Source organism: Streptomyces sp. NPDC050164 (assembly GCF_044459945.1).
Classification (GTDB): Bacteria; Actinomycetota; Actinomycetes; order Streptomycetales; family Streptomycetaceae; genus Streptomyces; species Streptomyces coeruleorubidus_A.
The window spans coordinates 85,160-99,226 of the sequence record NZ_JBITJK010000028.1 but is presented as its reverse complement, the minus strand read 5'-3'; the positions used below and the strand labels follow the sequence as shown (position 1 = coordinate 99,226).

11 protein-coding genes and 1 pseudogene are annotated in these 14,067 nt (G+C 72.5%); 5 read left to right on the top strand and 7 right to left on the bottom strand.

Annotation, left to right across the window (positions count from 1 at the left end):
• Positions 1–236 precede the first annotated feature (236 nt).
• Positions 237–410, top strand: coding sequence for a LuxR C-terminal-related transcriptional regulator (locus ACIBNA_RS30475; RefSeq protein ID WP_399168389.1), 174 nt, complete (start codon positions 237–239; stop codon positions 408–410).
• A 122-nt stretch (positions 411–532) separates the two neighbouring features.
• Here ACIBNA_RS30475 and ACIBNA_RS30470 read toward each other — a convergent pair whose 3' ends face one another.
• From ACIBNA_RS30470 to ACIBNA_RS30440, 7 genes are all read right to left on the bottom strand, one after another.
• Positions 533–1,930 carry a cytochrome P450 gene (locus tag ACIBNA_RS30470; RefSeq protein WP_399168388.1) on the bottom strand — a complete coding sequence of 466 codons (1,398 nt, stop codon included), beginning with the start codon at positions 1,928–1,930 and terminating at the stop codon, positions 533–535.
• 120 nt (positions 1,931–2,050) lie between these two features.
• Positions 2,051–3,157 (bottom strand): FAD-dependent oxidoreductase, encoded by a 1,107-nt coding sequence (locus tag ACIBNA_RS30465; protein ID WP_399168387.1) that lies wholly within the window; start codon positions 3,155–3,157, stop codon positions 2,051–2,053.
• A gap of 169 nt (positions 3,158–3,326) precedes the next feature.
• Positions 3,327–4,490, bottom strand: coding sequence for a substrate-binding domain-containing protein (locus ACIBNA_RS30460; RefSeq protein ID WP_399168386.1), 1,164 nt, complete (start codon positions 4,488–4,490; stop codon positions 3,327–3,329).
• Between the two features lie 46 nt (positions 4,491–4,536).
• Positions 4,537–5,661, bottom strand: a complete 1,125-nt coding sequence (locus ACIBNA_RS30455; RefSeq protein WP_399168385.1) for an ABC transporter permease — start codon at positions 5,659–5,661, stop codon at positions 4,537–4,539.
• A complete protein-coding gene (locus ACIBNA_RS30450) occupies positions 5,658–7,391 on the bottom strand; it encodes a sugar ABC transporter ATP-binding protein (RefSeq protein ID WP_399168384.1) in 1,734 nt (577 codons plus the stop codon). The genes ACIBNA_RS30455 and ACIBNA_RS30450 overlap by 4 nt, the downstream gene beginning before the upstream one ends.
• Before the next feature lie 67 nt (positions 7,392–7,458).
• Complete coding sequence (locus tag ACIBNA_RS30445; protein ID WP_399168383.1) at positions 7,459–10,401, bottom strand: SpoIIE family protein phosphatase; 2,943 nt, start codon at positions 10,399–10,401, stop codon at positions 7,459–7,461.
• Between the two features lie 147 nt (positions 10,402–10,548).
• Positions 10,549–10,971, bottom strand: a complete 423-nt coding sequence (locus ACIBNA_RS30440; protein WP_184981134.1) for a secondary thiamine-phosphate synthase enzyme YjbQ — start codon at positions 10,969–10,971, stop codon at positions 10,549–10,551.
• A gap of 122 nt (positions 10,972–11,093) precedes the next feature.
• On the opposite strand from ACIBNA_RS30440, the gene ACIBNA_RS30435 reads away from it, so the two are divergent.
• From ACIBNA_RS30435 to ACIBNA_RS30420, 4 genes and pseudogenes are all read left to right on the top strand, one after another.
• Entirely contained in the window at positions 11,094–11,177 is an 84-nt protein-coding gene (locus tag ACIBNA_RS30435; RefSeq protein ID WP_349817350.1) for a putative leader peptide, read from the top strand.
• A gap of 131 nt (positions 11,178–11,308) precedes the next feature.
• Positions 11,309–12,178 (top strand): ABC transporter permease, encoded by an 870-nt coding sequence (locus tag ACIBNA_RS30430; protein ID WP_399168382.1) that lies wholly within the window; start codon positions 11,309–11,311, stop codon positions 12,176–12,178.
• A pseudogene (locus tag ACIBNA_RS30425) lies at positions 12,151–12,925 on the top strand (ABC transporter ATP-binding protein). The gene ACIBNA_RS30430 and the pseudogene ACIBNA_RS30425 overlap by 28 nt, the downstream one beginning before the upstream one ends.
• Before the next feature lie 62 nt (positions 12,926–12,987).
• Positions 12,988–14,013, top strand: a complete 1,026-nt coding sequence (locus ACIBNA_RS30420) for an ABC transporter substrate-binding protein (RefSeq protein ID WP_399168381.1) — start codon at positions 12,988–12,990, stop codon at positions 14,011–14,013.
• Positions 14,014–14,067: the final 54 nt, after the last annotated feature.

Sequence of the window (14,067 nt, the reverse complement as noted above, 5' to 3'; positions counted from 1 at the left end):
CTCGATCACGAGTTCGCATTGGACGCGGTCGTCGCCGAGGCCGACGGCAACGGTGACGTGGTGGCACGTGCCGTGGCGTGCCGCCCTGCCGTGGCCGTGATCGGCGTGGACTCCCAAGGAGGGCGAGGAGGTCGCCGTCCGGGGCGAGCTGCGGGCGCGGCTGCCGGAGTGCCGGCTGCTGCTGATGGCCTCGACGACACCTGGACGCGGGGGCGAACCCGCTGCCCCCGCGCGAGGTGGGAGTGCTGCGGCTGACCGCCGACGGCACTCGCACCCGGGAGATCGCCGAGCGGCTGCGCCTGTCCGTGGCGACGGTCCGCGACCATCTGTCGGCGATCGCCAGGAAGACGGGCGGACGCAATCGGAGTCGCCCTGTCCCGAGATCTCTGAGGAGGTTCCGGGTTCTCTGACGAGCATTCCAGAGCGGTCCGCCGCGCAACGGCGCCGTTCGTCACGCGTGCGGCGTGAGACCGTCACCCCCGGACCGGGAGGAACGGCGATACGGCATGGGCGTTCCGACTCGGCCTCCCGGTCACCGGCCGCCGCGGATCAGGCCCGTCAGATAGCGCCACAGCGAGGAGCGCTGCCGGGCGGACGGGTCCGGCAGGACCTCCTCGGCCACCGGCGCGGGACCGTCGGCCGGTGGCCGTGCGGGCGCCGCGGAGAGTTCGTACCGCACGGGCAGCGAGCGCAGGCCGCGCATGAACGGGGAGGAACGCCAGGGCAGTTGGTCGGCGGGCAGGGCGAGGTCGAGGTGGTCGAACCGCTCGAACAGGCGCCCCACACCGGCCGCCGCGACCGTCGAGGCGAGCTCCCGCGCCGGGCACTGGCGCGGTCCGGCTCCCCAGGAAAGGTGCGCCCGGGTGCTGATGGTGGTGCCGGAGGCGACGTGGTCGGCGAAGAGCGGGTCGGCGTGCGCGGCGGCCGAGGAGACCCACACCGGGTCGCCGGCCCGGATCGTGTAGTTGCCGAGCGGGGTGTCCTGGGCCGCGAAGCGCGGGACGAAGTTCACCAGGGGTGGCTTGCGCATGACCACCCGGTTCATGGTCTCCCGGACCATCCCGGCGGACAGGCTGGCGCGCACGCTGCTCTCGCCGGAGATGACCTCCACGACGGTGTTGGAGATGAGGATGCCGACGTGGTCGGAGGTCATGCCGAGCAGCATGAACAGCTCGCGGGCCAGATGGTCGAGCGACAGGTCCGGGTGCGCGGCCAGCAGGTAGGAGGGGAAGTCGTCAGCCGGCTTCTCCACCTTCGTCGCGGCCAGTTCCGCCAGCGTCGCGAGCAGGCGCTCCAGCGCGGCCTCGGCGTCCGGGCCCGCGTCGAGCACGCGCCACATGTCCATCAGTGCGTCGTCGCCCTGGGAGCCGGGGAAGCCGAGCAGATGGCTGGCCACCATCAGCGGCAGCGGCCGGGAGAACTGTGCGGACAGGTCCGCCACGCCCGTCTTTCCGCCCTGCCCGACCAGGGTGATCAGCTCGTCGGCGTAGGCGGTGACGGCGGCCTTGAGGCGCTTGGCCTGGGGGTGGCGCGGGTCCTGGAACGGCTTGAGGGCCACGTCCCACGCCGTCCGCAGCGGCCGGTATCCGGGGCCGCCCTGGATCAGGATGTGGTTGACCTCCAGGGACGGGCCGAGCGGCCAGTCGGCCGGTACCCGGCCCTCGGAGCGGGCGCGCCAGTTCTCCAGCCCCTTCGGGAAGCCGTCGTTGTCCTGGAGCACCTGGAGCGCCTCGCGGTAGCCCAGGACCAGCCAGGCGGGGACGCCGAGCAGATCGACCGGCGCGACCGGGCCGTGCTGCTGCCTCAGCCGCTCGTACACGAGCGCGGGGCGCGTCTCGTAGTCCCGGGTCAGCAGCGGTTGGGGACTCAGTGCCTCCAACCGTGTGTCGTCCAGGTCCACGGATCCACCGTCACCCCACTGGGATTCCATCGTCTTGCCACCCTCCGACACGCCCCGTACCGGCACACCACCAGCCGGTAACCGGAAACGGTGGGGACCCTACCCCAGGGGCAACCTGCGGGTAACGACGGGGGTGGTTCCGGTTGCGTATCAGGCGGCCGTGTAACCGAGTTGGCGCCGTATGTAAGGCGTCATGAGGGTCTTCGCCTTGGCCAGTGTGGTGGTGCGGCTACCGAGGACCGCGGACTCGCCGCCCGGTACGGGCAGCACGGTGAGTCCGGCGGCGGGGCCGAACGGCACGATGAGCGGGATGCGCTGGATCGGCCGGTAGAAGCGCGGCTCCTTGCGGTGTTTGCCCGAACTCTGGAGGTAGGCACGGATGTTGTGGGCGGCGATGTCCGCCTGGGCGAGGGCGGCGGGGGTGATCTTGAGTTCGCTGACGTCGTTGACGTCGCCGACGGCGAACACGTCCAGCCTGCCCTCGACCCGGAGCGTCCGGTCGACCTTGACGTGTCCGTCCCTGTTCAGCCAGTCGCCGTGTCCGGCCAGGCGGAGCCAGAGCGTGTTGGGTGTGGTGCCCGTCGCCCAGAAGGACAGGTCGGCCTCGATGACGGCGCCGCGGCCGTCACGGTAGGTGCCGAAGTCGTTGCCGGGCGACATGAACGAGTCGAGCCGTACCTCGATGTCGTGGGACTCCAGCCACTCGAGGGCCTTGCGTCCCGGCCGCGCGCTGCCCGTGGAGTCGAGCAGGGCCGGTCCGGAGTGGGCGAGGGTGACCCGGGCGTCCGGCCGGGCGAGGCGGATCTCGGCGCTGAGTTCGACGCCCCCGGGGCCGCCGCCGACGACGAGGACGTGCTCGGCCGTGGCGACGTTGCGCTGGTGTTCGGCGAACGACTTGGCCGCCTCATCGACGGTGGTGCCCACGAAGCGGGCCGGCTCGGGGTAGTCGGCGCCGGTGGCGATCACGACGACGTCGTAGGGCAGCCGCTCGCCCGTGGCGAGGACGACCTGCCGCTCGGCGGTGTCGATACGGACGGCCTTGCCCGCGACCACCCGGCCGTGGTGCAGCAGCCGGTCGTACGGGATGAAGGGGGTGTGCGTCCAGTCGGAACGCACCCCCGCGCGCAGGGAGGCGATGCGATGGAAGAAGACCTCCTTGCGGTCCACCAGCGTGACCCGGGCCGTCCCGTCCAGCCGCTTCGCCAGCCGGACACCGCCATAGCCGCCGCCGATCACCACTACGTCGCCGTCGTGCACGCCCAGTCTCCTGTGCCTGGTGGGGGGTGCGAGTGCCGCCGTGGAACGGGCCCCGCTCGGATCGACCCCCGGCGGCCACTCGACTGACGATGAGATTAGACCTTGAAACTTAAAGGGATTCCGAGGTTTCGTGCATGTTCCGTGAAGAGATCGGCACCTTGACCGGACGTCACTTCCCCCAGATCTTCCGGTACGCCTCCTGGTAGTCCGACGGGTCCCAGCTCGTGGCGCCGTCGCTGTTGCCGGCCGTGGCGATGTGGACGGGGGCCGTGTACCCGCTGGCCGGCCGGCCGGAGAAGGCGCGGTTGAACTCGTCGACGATCTGCCAGCCCTGGAGGGACAGCGGTTCGGGCACGGTGGCGGCCTGGTACTGCCTGCTGTTGATGCGCTGGAAGGCCGACGGGTCGCCGTCGCCCGCGCCGATGTTGTAGGGCGGCCCCGAGCCCTTCTCGCCGGCCGCGCGGAAGGCGGGGGCGGCGTCGGCGAAGTACAGGTCGTTGATGGCGACGGAGTGGGTCCACCGGTCCTGGAACCGGGAGAGCAGCGAGGAGATCTCCCGCGGGGTGCGGCTGCTCGCGTCCGGGATCGGGATGTTCTCGACGGAGAGCAGCCGCACCCCGCGGCAACTGGTGAGTTCCTTCCCGATCAGGTCGGACTTGTTCCTGGCGAAGGGGATCGACGCGTCGGTGATGAGCACGACGCCGGCACGGCCGTCCGAGTCGGAGATGATCCACTGCGCGCTGATGCGGGCCACGTCCTGGACGCGGGTGGTGACGTTGGTGAAGAGGTCGGGCTGCCGGCTGGGGCCGGGCTCGGGGACCGCGTGCCAGCCGATGAGCGGGATGCCCTGCGCGTTGGCCCGGGCGGCCTGCTGTGCCGTCGAGTCGGGGTCGAAGCCGCCGATGACGATGCCCGAGGGCCTGAGGGCCACGGCCTCGCTCATGGCCGCCTGGATGCCGGCCGGGGTGCCTCCGCCGTCGATGACCCGGACGTTCCACCCGATGACCCGCGCGGCTTCCCGCACCCCCCTCGCGGCGCCCGCGACGCCGGGATTGGTCATCGTCTGCGCGACGTAGACGATGGTCTTGCCGGACACCGCCTGCGGGCCGGTGGTGGGTCCGCCCCAGGGGATGTCGGTCCGCTCCGCCCGGGTGACGGCGGCCTGGGCCCTGGCCTGGACGTCGGGGCAGCCGCTCCGGCCCGTGGTGGTCTCGTCGGCGCCGTCGGACGAACCGCGTTCGCAGCCGACGAGGGCGGTCGCCGTCACCAGCAGGGCGCAGCAGGCGAGCCGCGCGGTGCGGACTGCGGGGGCGGCCTTGCGGTTGCGGTGCACGGGGGCTCCTGTGAGGGGATCGGCGCGGCGGGGCGTGACGAGGGGGTCAGGTCGGTGTGCCTGCCGTGCCGCCCTCCGGCGTCGGGGAGGACGGTGGCGGGGAGGACAGTGAGGGGAGGGACGGTGGCGGGGGTGGCGCGGCGGGTGTGTCGCGGGCCGCGGCGCCGCCGCGCAACCGGCGGCGGGCGGCGTATCCGGCCAGGCCCACGGCGATGAGCAGGGTGCCGCCGTGGAACAGCGGCACCGTCCAGAAGTCGGCGCCCAGCTGGGCGATGCCGGTCAGGCCGACGGCCAGGACGGCGACGGCGACGACGGTGCCGAGGGCGTTGGGCCGGCCGGGTTTGATCGCCGTGGAGCCGAGCAGGGCGCCGACGAAGGCGGGCAGCAGGTAGTCGAGGCCGACGCTCGGGTTGCCGATCTGCTGCTGGGCCGCGAGCAGCACACCGGCGAAGCCGACGATCAGCCCCGAGGCGGCGAACGCGTAGACGGTGTAGGTGCGCGTCGGAATGCCTACGAGGTCGGCCGCGCGTGGGTTCGACCCGACGACGTACAGGTACCGGCCGAGCGGGAGCCGCTCCAGCACCAGCCAGAGCAGGCCCGCGAGGGCGAGCACGTAGAAGGCGGGGACCGGAAGGCCGAGGAACGTGGAGTCGTAGAGGTCGGTGAACGCGGGCGGGAGGCCCTGCGGGCCGGGGACGATCCGGCTGCCGTCGGTGATCCAGCCGGTCACGGCGTACATCATGCTGCCGGTGCCGAGGGTGGCGATGAAGGAGTCGATCCGGCCGAACTCGACGATGACGCCGTTGAGGACGCCCACGACCAGCCCTCCGGCGAGCACGGTGAGGCAGGCGAGCGGCCAGGGCCAGTTCTCGTCGACGACGAGCTGCATCACCATGACGTGGGCCAGTCCGAGGCCGTAGCCGATGGAGAGGTCGAACGCGCCGGTGACGATGGGGACCATGGCGGCCAGCGCGAGGACGGCCGGGATCGACTGGGCGGACAGGATCGAGTCGACGGTGTCCAGCGTGGGGAAGGTGCGCGGCAGGACGAGGGAGAAGACCAGGTAGAGCAGGGCGGTGAGGGCGAGCAGGCCGTAGGCGCCGATGTGGTGCCCGCCGGGGGCGCGCAGGCGCCCGGGACGGGGCGAGGAGGGGGAGGGCGGTTCGGTCATGGGTTCGTCGCGGCCGTGGACGGGGGCAGGGCCGAGGCCGCCCGGGTGAGCCCGGTGACGGTGAGGGCGCTACCGCTCAGCTCGGCCGTCACGGCACCCCGGACGAAGACCAGGGTGCGCCCGCACACGCTCGCGACCTCCTCGAAGTCGGTCGACAGGAGCAGGACCGCGAGGCCCGCCGACAGCGCCTCGTCGAGCAGCCGGTGGATCGCGGCCTTGGCACCGATGTCCACGCTCGCGGTCGGCTCCTCGAGGATCAGCAGCCGCAGCTCCGCGCGCAGCCAGCGGCCGATCATGACTTTCTGCTGGTTCCCGCCGGAGAGCGTGGCGATGGGGGCCTCGCTGTCGCGGGGTCGGACCGAGAACCGGTCGATCAGGGCGGCGGCCTGGGCACGTTCGCGGCGGGGACCGATCCAGCGGGGCGCCGCCCGGCCTCCCGCGCGGGGATTGGCCAGGAGGTTCTCCCGTACGGTCAGTTCGGCGAGACAGCCCTCGCGCAGCCGGTCGCCCGGCACGAAGCCGACACCGAGGGCTACGGCCTCCGCGACCGTGCGGGGGTGGTAGGGCCGCCCGTGGAGCACGACCCGCCCCCTGAGAAGCGGCCGCGCCCCGGCGAGGGCACGTCCCAGCTCCGTGTGCCCGGCATCCGAGAGCCCGACCAGTCCGAGGACCTCTCCGGCGGCTAGTTCCAGGCTGACGGGTCCGGCCAGGGGGGTGCGTACGGAGTCGAGGATCAGGACGGGTGGTGTGCCTGGTGGGGTCTTGGCTGGGCGGGCGGGAGCCGGAGGGCCGGCGGGGTGGTCGGTGGCCGGAGGCCCGGTGGGACCGGCGGCAGCCGGAGACCCGCCAGGGCGATCAGAAGCCGGAACACCGGCCGAGCGGTCGACGGCCGCAGGCCCGACGGGGCGATCGACGGCCGGAGTCCCGGCAGCGCGGGCGGCAGCCGCCGGGTGGGGCGTAGGTGGTTGTTCCTCCTCGCCGACGATGTCGTGGACCAGGCGGGCGGGGCTGTGGCCCGCGAGCCGGCCATGGCTGACGAGACGGCCGTCGCGCAGTACGGCGAAGGTGTCGGCGACCTGGTACACCTCGTCCAGGCGGTGGCTGACGTAGAGGATGGCGTGGCCGCGGTCGCGCAGGTCGTGCAGGACGCCGAAGAGCCGGGCACTGTCCGCGGCGGGCAGGCGGGCGGTCGGCTCGTCGAGGACGATGAGCTTCGCGCGGGCCGCCAGGGCCCTGGCGATCGCGACGAGCGAGCGCTCGGCCGGTGCGAGCCCGGAGACCGGCGCGTCGGGGTCGAGGTGCCCGGCGACGATCCGCAGCGCCTCGACGCAGCGCTCGCGGGTGTGCCGCCAGGAGATCAGGCCGCTCCGGCGCGCGTATCCGTTGGTCAGGGCGATGTTCTCGGCGACCGTCATCCACTCCACCAGACCGAGGTCCTGGTGGATGAAGGACATGCTCCGGGACGCGGCGGGGCTCCCGAGGGGCTGTCCGTCCACGGTGATCTGTCCCGCGTCGGCGGGGTGGACGCCGGCGAGGACCTTGATGAGCGTGGACTTGCCGGCCCCGTTGGGCCCGAGGAGGGCGAGCACGCTGCCGGCGTGGACGTCGAGGTCGACCCCGGCCAGCGCGATGGTCCCGCCGAACCGCTTGCCGAGCCCGCGGATACGGACCAGCGGCTCCGGCCCGAAGGGTGAAGCCGCCTTCACCGGCGTGTCAGGAGCGTCGCACACTCGATCAAATTACAGCATTTCGGTCATTTTTCGGCCGCTGTGACTCCCACGCGGGTCGGCGGACACGTCACGCGGCGTCTAGCCCGCATTCGGCCCAGATGACCTTGCCCTCCGGCAGGTAGCGCGTGCCCCAGCTCTGCGAGAGCTGCGCGACGAGAAACAGGCCGCGTCCGCCCTCGTCGGTGCTGGCCGCCCGGCGCAGATGGGGGGCGGTGTTGCTGGCGTCGGAGACCTCGCAGATCAGGGTGCGCCCGTACAGCAGCCGGACCCGGATGGGCCCCGTGCCGTGCCGGATGGCGTTGGTGATCAGCTCGCTGATGATCAGCTCCGCGGCGAACGCGGTCTCGTCGAGTCCCCAGTCGGACAGGCGTCGCAGGGCGGAGGCCCGGACCTCGCCGACGAGCGCCGGGTCGGCGGGCAGCTCCCAGCCGGCGATCCGGCCGGGGTCCAGTGCGTGGACGCGGGCGACGAGCAGGGCGATGTCGTCGTGCGGGTGCGCGGGCGCCACGGTGTCCAGGACGGCCTGGCAGGTCTCCTCCGGCGCGCGCTCCGGATGGGCCAGGGCCAAGCGCAACTGCTCCAGCACCACGTCCACGTCGCGGTGCCGGTCCTCGATGAGTCCGTCGGTGTAGAGCACCAGCTGACTGCCCTCGGGGACGTCGATCTCGACGGCGTCGAAGGGCAGGCCCCCGAGACCGAGCGGGGGCCCGGCCGGGAGGTCGGGATAGGACACGGTGCCGTCGGGGCGGACGAGTGCGGGCGGCGGGTGACCGGCACGCGCCATGAGGCACCGCTGCACGGTCGGGTCGTAGATGGCGTACAGACAGGTCGCGCCGATGACGCCGGCGCCCTTGCCGTCGGGGTCCTCCCGGTCCAGGCGGCCCACCAGGTTGTCCAGGTGGGTGAGGACCTCGTCCGGGGTGAAGTCGAGCTCGGCGAAGCTGCGGGCGGCGGTGCGCAGCCGGCCCATGGTGGCCGCGGAGAGCATGCCGTGGCCGACGACGTCGCCGACGAGGAGCCCGATGCGGGCCCCGGAGAGCGGGATGACGTCGTACCAGTCCCCGCCCACGTCGGACTCGGCGGGCAGATAGCGGTGGGCCACCTCGACGGCGTCCTGGTCGGGCAGACCGTGCGGGAGGAGCCTGCGCTGGAGGGCCAGGACCATGGTGCGTTCGTGGGTGTAGCGCCGGGCGTTGTCGATGGACAGGGCGGCGCGGCTGGCGAGTTCCCGGGCCAGCGAGCGGTCGTCGTCCCCGTAGGGGCTCCCGGCGCGGTAGAAGCTGGCGATGCCCAGGACGACGCCGCGGGCGAGCAGGGGCACCGCGATGAGGGAGTGGACGTGGGCGAGCAGGCGTGCGGTGTGCTCGGGGTCCTGGGCGAGCCAGCCCGCGGCGGCCTTCAGATCCGGTTCCAGCACCGCCTCGCCCTTGGTCAGGCAGCGCAGCTGGGGCGCGGTCGGGCCGAAGTCGATGCGTTTGCCGGGGGGCGTGAAGGGCAGGCCCTCGCGGACGCCGTGCAGCACCGTTCGGCGCAGGTCGGCGAGGGGGTCGGCGGACTCCTCACCGCGCAGGACGGCATCGGGCAGGTCGATGGTGACGAAGTCGGCCAGGCGCGGGACCGCCGTCTCGGCCAGTTCCTCGGCGGTGCGGCGCACGTCCAGGGTGGTGCCGATGCGGGCGCTGGCCTCGGACAGCAGCTCCAGGCGCCGGCGCGCGGCCAGGGCGTAGGCCCCGACGTGCGGCTCCCCCACCATCACGAGTCCCCGGGCCGGGAACGGCGAGCCGGAGCGGTCGTCCGCCGCGCCCCTGCCGCCGTCAGCCGGTCCCCGGCCGCCGTACAGCGCGTCCCTTCCGCCGTCCGACGCGCCCCTGCCGCCCTCGGTCGTGACGGTGCCGCCGTCGGCCGTGAGGGTAGCGCCGGGCCCTGCCGGTCCCCGGTCACCGTCGGGCGCGACGACCGGGACGGGCGCGGCCGCGACGTGCCCGGACGGCAGGGTGAGCGACGGCCGTGCGGGCCGTGGGGCGGCCGAGAGGGCGGCGAGGTCCGGCAGCTCGTCCCCCTGGTGCGGCAGGACGAGGGACTCGCCCGCCGCGGCGCCGGGCAGCACGGCCTCGATGGCGAAGCCCCGCACCCCGGAGGTGCTCGTCATCGGGCGGCTCACGAGCGTCACCCGCCGGCCGCCCGGCAGGGTCACGTCGACGGCGGCCCGCTGCCCGCGGGAGATCAGTTCGGCGGCCATCTCCCTCAGGATTGCCTGGTCACGGTGGTGGAATTCGTCAGCCAGCGCGTCCATGGCCACGCCGCCGTGCGGGCCGGCCCCGACCCCGATGGCCAGGTACGTCCGCAGCAGGGCGCGCTCGTGCGCGGAGCTCTGCCCCAGCAGCCGTCGCTCGATGTTCTCGGCCGCCCGGCGGATCGCCGCCCCCAGCGCGGGGTGTTCGAAACTGCGCGGATAGCCGAAGCACAGAACGCCCTCGATGCGTCCGCTGAGCGGATCACGGACGGGCATCGCGACGCAGGCGCTGCCCTGGGAGCGTTCCGCGAAGTGCTCGGCGCCGTAGACGCGGATGAGCTGCCGCTCCGCCAGGGCGAGGCCGATGCCGTTCGTGCCGGCGACCTGCTCGGCGAACACGAACCCCGGGATCCGTTGGATCGCCGTCAGGCTCCTGGCCATCGACGGGTCCCCGAATCGGCGCAGCAGGACCGTCCCGTTCGCGTCGGCGACCGAGATGTTGATCTGACTGCCGGAGAACGCGTCCTGGAGCCGGTCGAGCACCGGCACGGCCGCGCGGACGATACGACCCCCCGGGTCGAAGTCCTCCCGGTAGGGGAGGTCGGTCTGGTCCGGCGAAAGGCCCAGGGACCGGGAGCGCTGCCACGAGTTCAGGATGGGCGTCCGTACACCCGCCTCGACCGGCTCGCCCTGGAGAAACCGCTCGCGAAGCCGGGCGGGCCCCGTGCCGTCAGTCGCACGCCCCGCCGGCTTGGGTTCCTCGCCGGACCGAACCACGCTTCGCCTCGCTTGCGCCCGCGATCATCCGCTGCTCGGAAGAGAATCTGGCATTGACGAGGATACGGGCATTACAGGCAGGCGTCACGGTGCGCCAGAGCCGTTCGGGCGTCACGCCGGGGCGGCTCCGGCTGGGCGGAGGCACGCTCACCCCAGGAAACTCAGCCGCACCTTCCGCTCCGGATTGTCCTTGTTCGTGTCCACGAGGCACACCGACTGCCACGTCCCGAGCTCCAGCCGGCCGCCCAGCACCGGCAGGGTCGCGTGCGGCGGGACGAGGGCCGGCAGGACGTGGTCGCGGCCGTGGCCGGGACTGCCGTGCCGGTGCTGCCAGCGGTCGTCGGCGGGCAGCAGGGTGTGCAGTGCGGCCAGGAGGTCGTCGTCGCTGCCGGCGCCGGTCTCGAGAACGGCGATTCCGGCCGTCGCGTGCGGGACGAAGACATTGAGGAGGCCGTCACGCCCGGCCGCCGCCTCCCGCAGGAAGGACTCGCAGTCGCCGGTGATGTCGACGACCCTCTCCGTGGATCCGGTGCTGACGTTCAGAACTCGGGTGGTGAAGACATCTGACATGCCCCCATCCTGACGCACGCGCCGGGTTCCGCCCGGCCACCCCCGCCCGGGTGGCGGTACAGGCGTCCACTGGACGAGACGCCCGTTGACCGTGCGCATGCCATCTGGCTAGGTTCGGCGGCATGTTGCGTTCAGCCCTGCTCACCACGCGCGGTCACATCGACCTGCTGCGGGTGGCCTCCGCCGCGTGTCGCCGCGGCTGCTGACGCCCTTCCCCTCCTCACTTTCCGGCTCCCTCGCCTTGGTTCCGCCTGCCCGCTGAGCGCGCCTGCTCTCATCGGTGCGGCGGCGGCGAGGCGTGCCTCCTTCCGCCCCCGCCCTCCCCCGTGGAGCCTTCATGAGCATCAGTCATGCCCCGCCCACGTCATCGAAACCCGATATTTCGCCCATATCAGCTTCCGACCTCGATCTCCAGCCTCTCGTCCCCACCTCCTCCCGCCGCACTCGCGTCCCCCGCTGGCTGCGCCGCACCACCGGCCCGGTCCTGTTGCTGGCCTTGTGGCAACTCCTCAGCAGCACGGGCGCGTTGCAGCCGGACGTGCTCGCCTCGCCCGGTCGTATCGCCCAGGTCGCCGGGGACATGGTGGCCGACGGCTCGCTGCCCGCGGCCATGGGCACCTCGCTCCAGCGGGTCGCGGCCGGGCTGCTGCTCGGACTGGTCGTCGGCACCGGACTCGCCCTGCTCTCGGGCCTGTTCCGGATCGGCGAGGACCTGGTGGACGCGCCCGTGCAGATGCTGCGGACCGTGCCCTTCGTGGGTCTCATCCCGCTGTTCATCATCTGGTTCGGCATCGGCGAGGCCCCCAAGGTCGCCATCATCACGCTCGGCGTGACCTTCCCGCTCTACCTCAACGTGTACGCCGGGATCCGCGGCGTGGACGCCCAGTTGATCGAGGCCGGGGAGTCCCTCGGGCTGTCGCGGTGGGGGCTCGTGCGGCACGTCGTCCTCCCGGGCGCGCTGCCGAACGCCATGACCGGTCTGCGCTACTCGCTCGGCATCGCCTGGCTCGCGCTGGTCTTCGCCGAGCAGGTCAACGCCGACTCCGGCATCGGGTTCCTCATGGTGCAGGCGCGGGACTTCCTGCGGACCGACGTGATCGTGGTCTGCCTGGTCGTCTACGCCTTCCTCGGCCTGCTCGCCGACTTCATCGTCCGCTCCCTCGAAAGGCTGCTGCTGCAATGGCGACCGACGTTCACCGGCCGGTGACCCCCCAGGCGGTCCATGTCGAAGGGCTCACCCGGTCCTTCGACGGCCGTGCCGTCATCGACGACCTGCGACTGGACGTCCGGCCGGGCGAGTTCGTGGCCCTGCTCGGCCGCAGCGGCTGCGGCAAGTCGACGCTGCTGCGCATCCTCGCCGGGCTCGACCGCGACATCGAGGGCACCGTGCTGGTGCCGCGCCGCAATGCCGTCGCCTTCCAGGCGCCCCGGCTGATGCCGTGGAAGAAGGTGTGGCGCAACGTCGTGCTCGGGCTGCCCGGCAAGCCCGAACGCGCCGTCGCCGAGCAGGCCATCGACGAGGTAGGCCTCGGCCACCGCTCGGACGCCTGGCCCAAGACCCTCTCCGGCGGTGAGGCCCAACGCGCCTCGCTCGCACGGGCGTTGGTACGCGAGCCCGATCTGCTGCTGCTCGACGAGCCTCCCCCACTGCCCTGAACGGGCGTGGGAGGTGCCCCCAGGCGCGCTCGACGCGCTCACCCGGATCAAGGCCCAGCGGCTCGTGGGCGAGTTGTGGCAGCGCCGGGGCTGCGCCGTGCTCCTGGTCACCCACGACGTGGAGGAGGCCGTCCTGCTCGCCGACCGCGTCCTGGTGATGGACGGCGGCGTCATCGCCCACGAGCAGCGCATCGACCTCGACCGTCCCCGTGACATCACGGACCCGCGTTTCGCCGCACTGCGCGCCGGCCTCCTCGAACGCCTCGGCGTCGAGGCGACGGCCGCCGAAACCGCCTGACCTTTCCACGTACGACCCCACGTACGCGACTCTCACGAACGACCCACACGAACGGAACCGCCATGCGACGACGTCTCGCCCCCGCCGCCCTGTTCCTCCCCCTCGCCCTGCTGCTCACCGCCTGCGGCGGGAACTCGTCCGCCAGCACCTCGGACGGCGGCACCGACAGCCATGGCTCCGTCACGATCGACGTCGGTGACCAGAAGGGCGGATCGGAGGCCATCCTGCGGGCCGCCGGGGAACTGAAGAACCTCGACTACAAGATCAAATGGTCCACTTTCGCCTCCGGACCACCCCTGCTGGAGGCCGTCAACGCGGGAGCCGTCGACATCGGCGGCGTCGGCAACACCCCGCCGGTCTTCGCGGCCGGGGCCGGCTCGAAGATCAAGGTCGTGGCCGCCTGGCACGGCACGTCCAAGGGCGACACCATCCTCGTCCCGAACGACTCGTCCCTGAAGAGTCCCGAGCAGCTCAAGGGCAGGTCCGTGGCCGTCGCGCAGGGTTCGTCCGCGCACTACCAGCTGGTCGCGTCCCTGAAGAAGGCCGGGCTGAATCTGAGCGACATCAAGGTCAAGTACCTCCAGCCGGCCGACGCGCTCGCCGCGTTCACCGCCGGCAAGGTCGACGCCTGGGCGGTGTGGGACCCGTACACCTCGCAGGTGCTGAAGGCCAGGCAGGGCCGGGTCCTGACCGACGGCGACGGCGTGACCAACGGGCTCACCTTCCAGGTCGCGGCACCGGAGGCGCTGAAGGACAAGAAGAAGGCCGCCGCGGTCAAGGACTACCTGGAGCGGCTGCGGCGCGCCTACCGGTGGGTGTACGACCACGAGGAGGAGTGGGCGAAGGTCTGGTCGAAGGACGCCGGGCTCCCCGAGGACGTGGCGCTGGCCGCGGTGAAGCGCACCTACACGACCCGGATCGCGGTCGCCGTCGACAAGCCGCTGATCGCCTCCGAGCAGGAGATCGCCGACACGTTCACGGCGTTGAAGCTCATCCCGCGCAAGGTCGACTTCGCCGGCTTCACCGACCCCAGGTTCAACGGCGACCTGCCGCCGTCGACAGCGGAGCCCCGGCCCTCGGAAGGCTAGGGGGCCGCAAAGTGCCGCCATCCCGATCAGCCGGGAAGATCCACGACCCCGGCA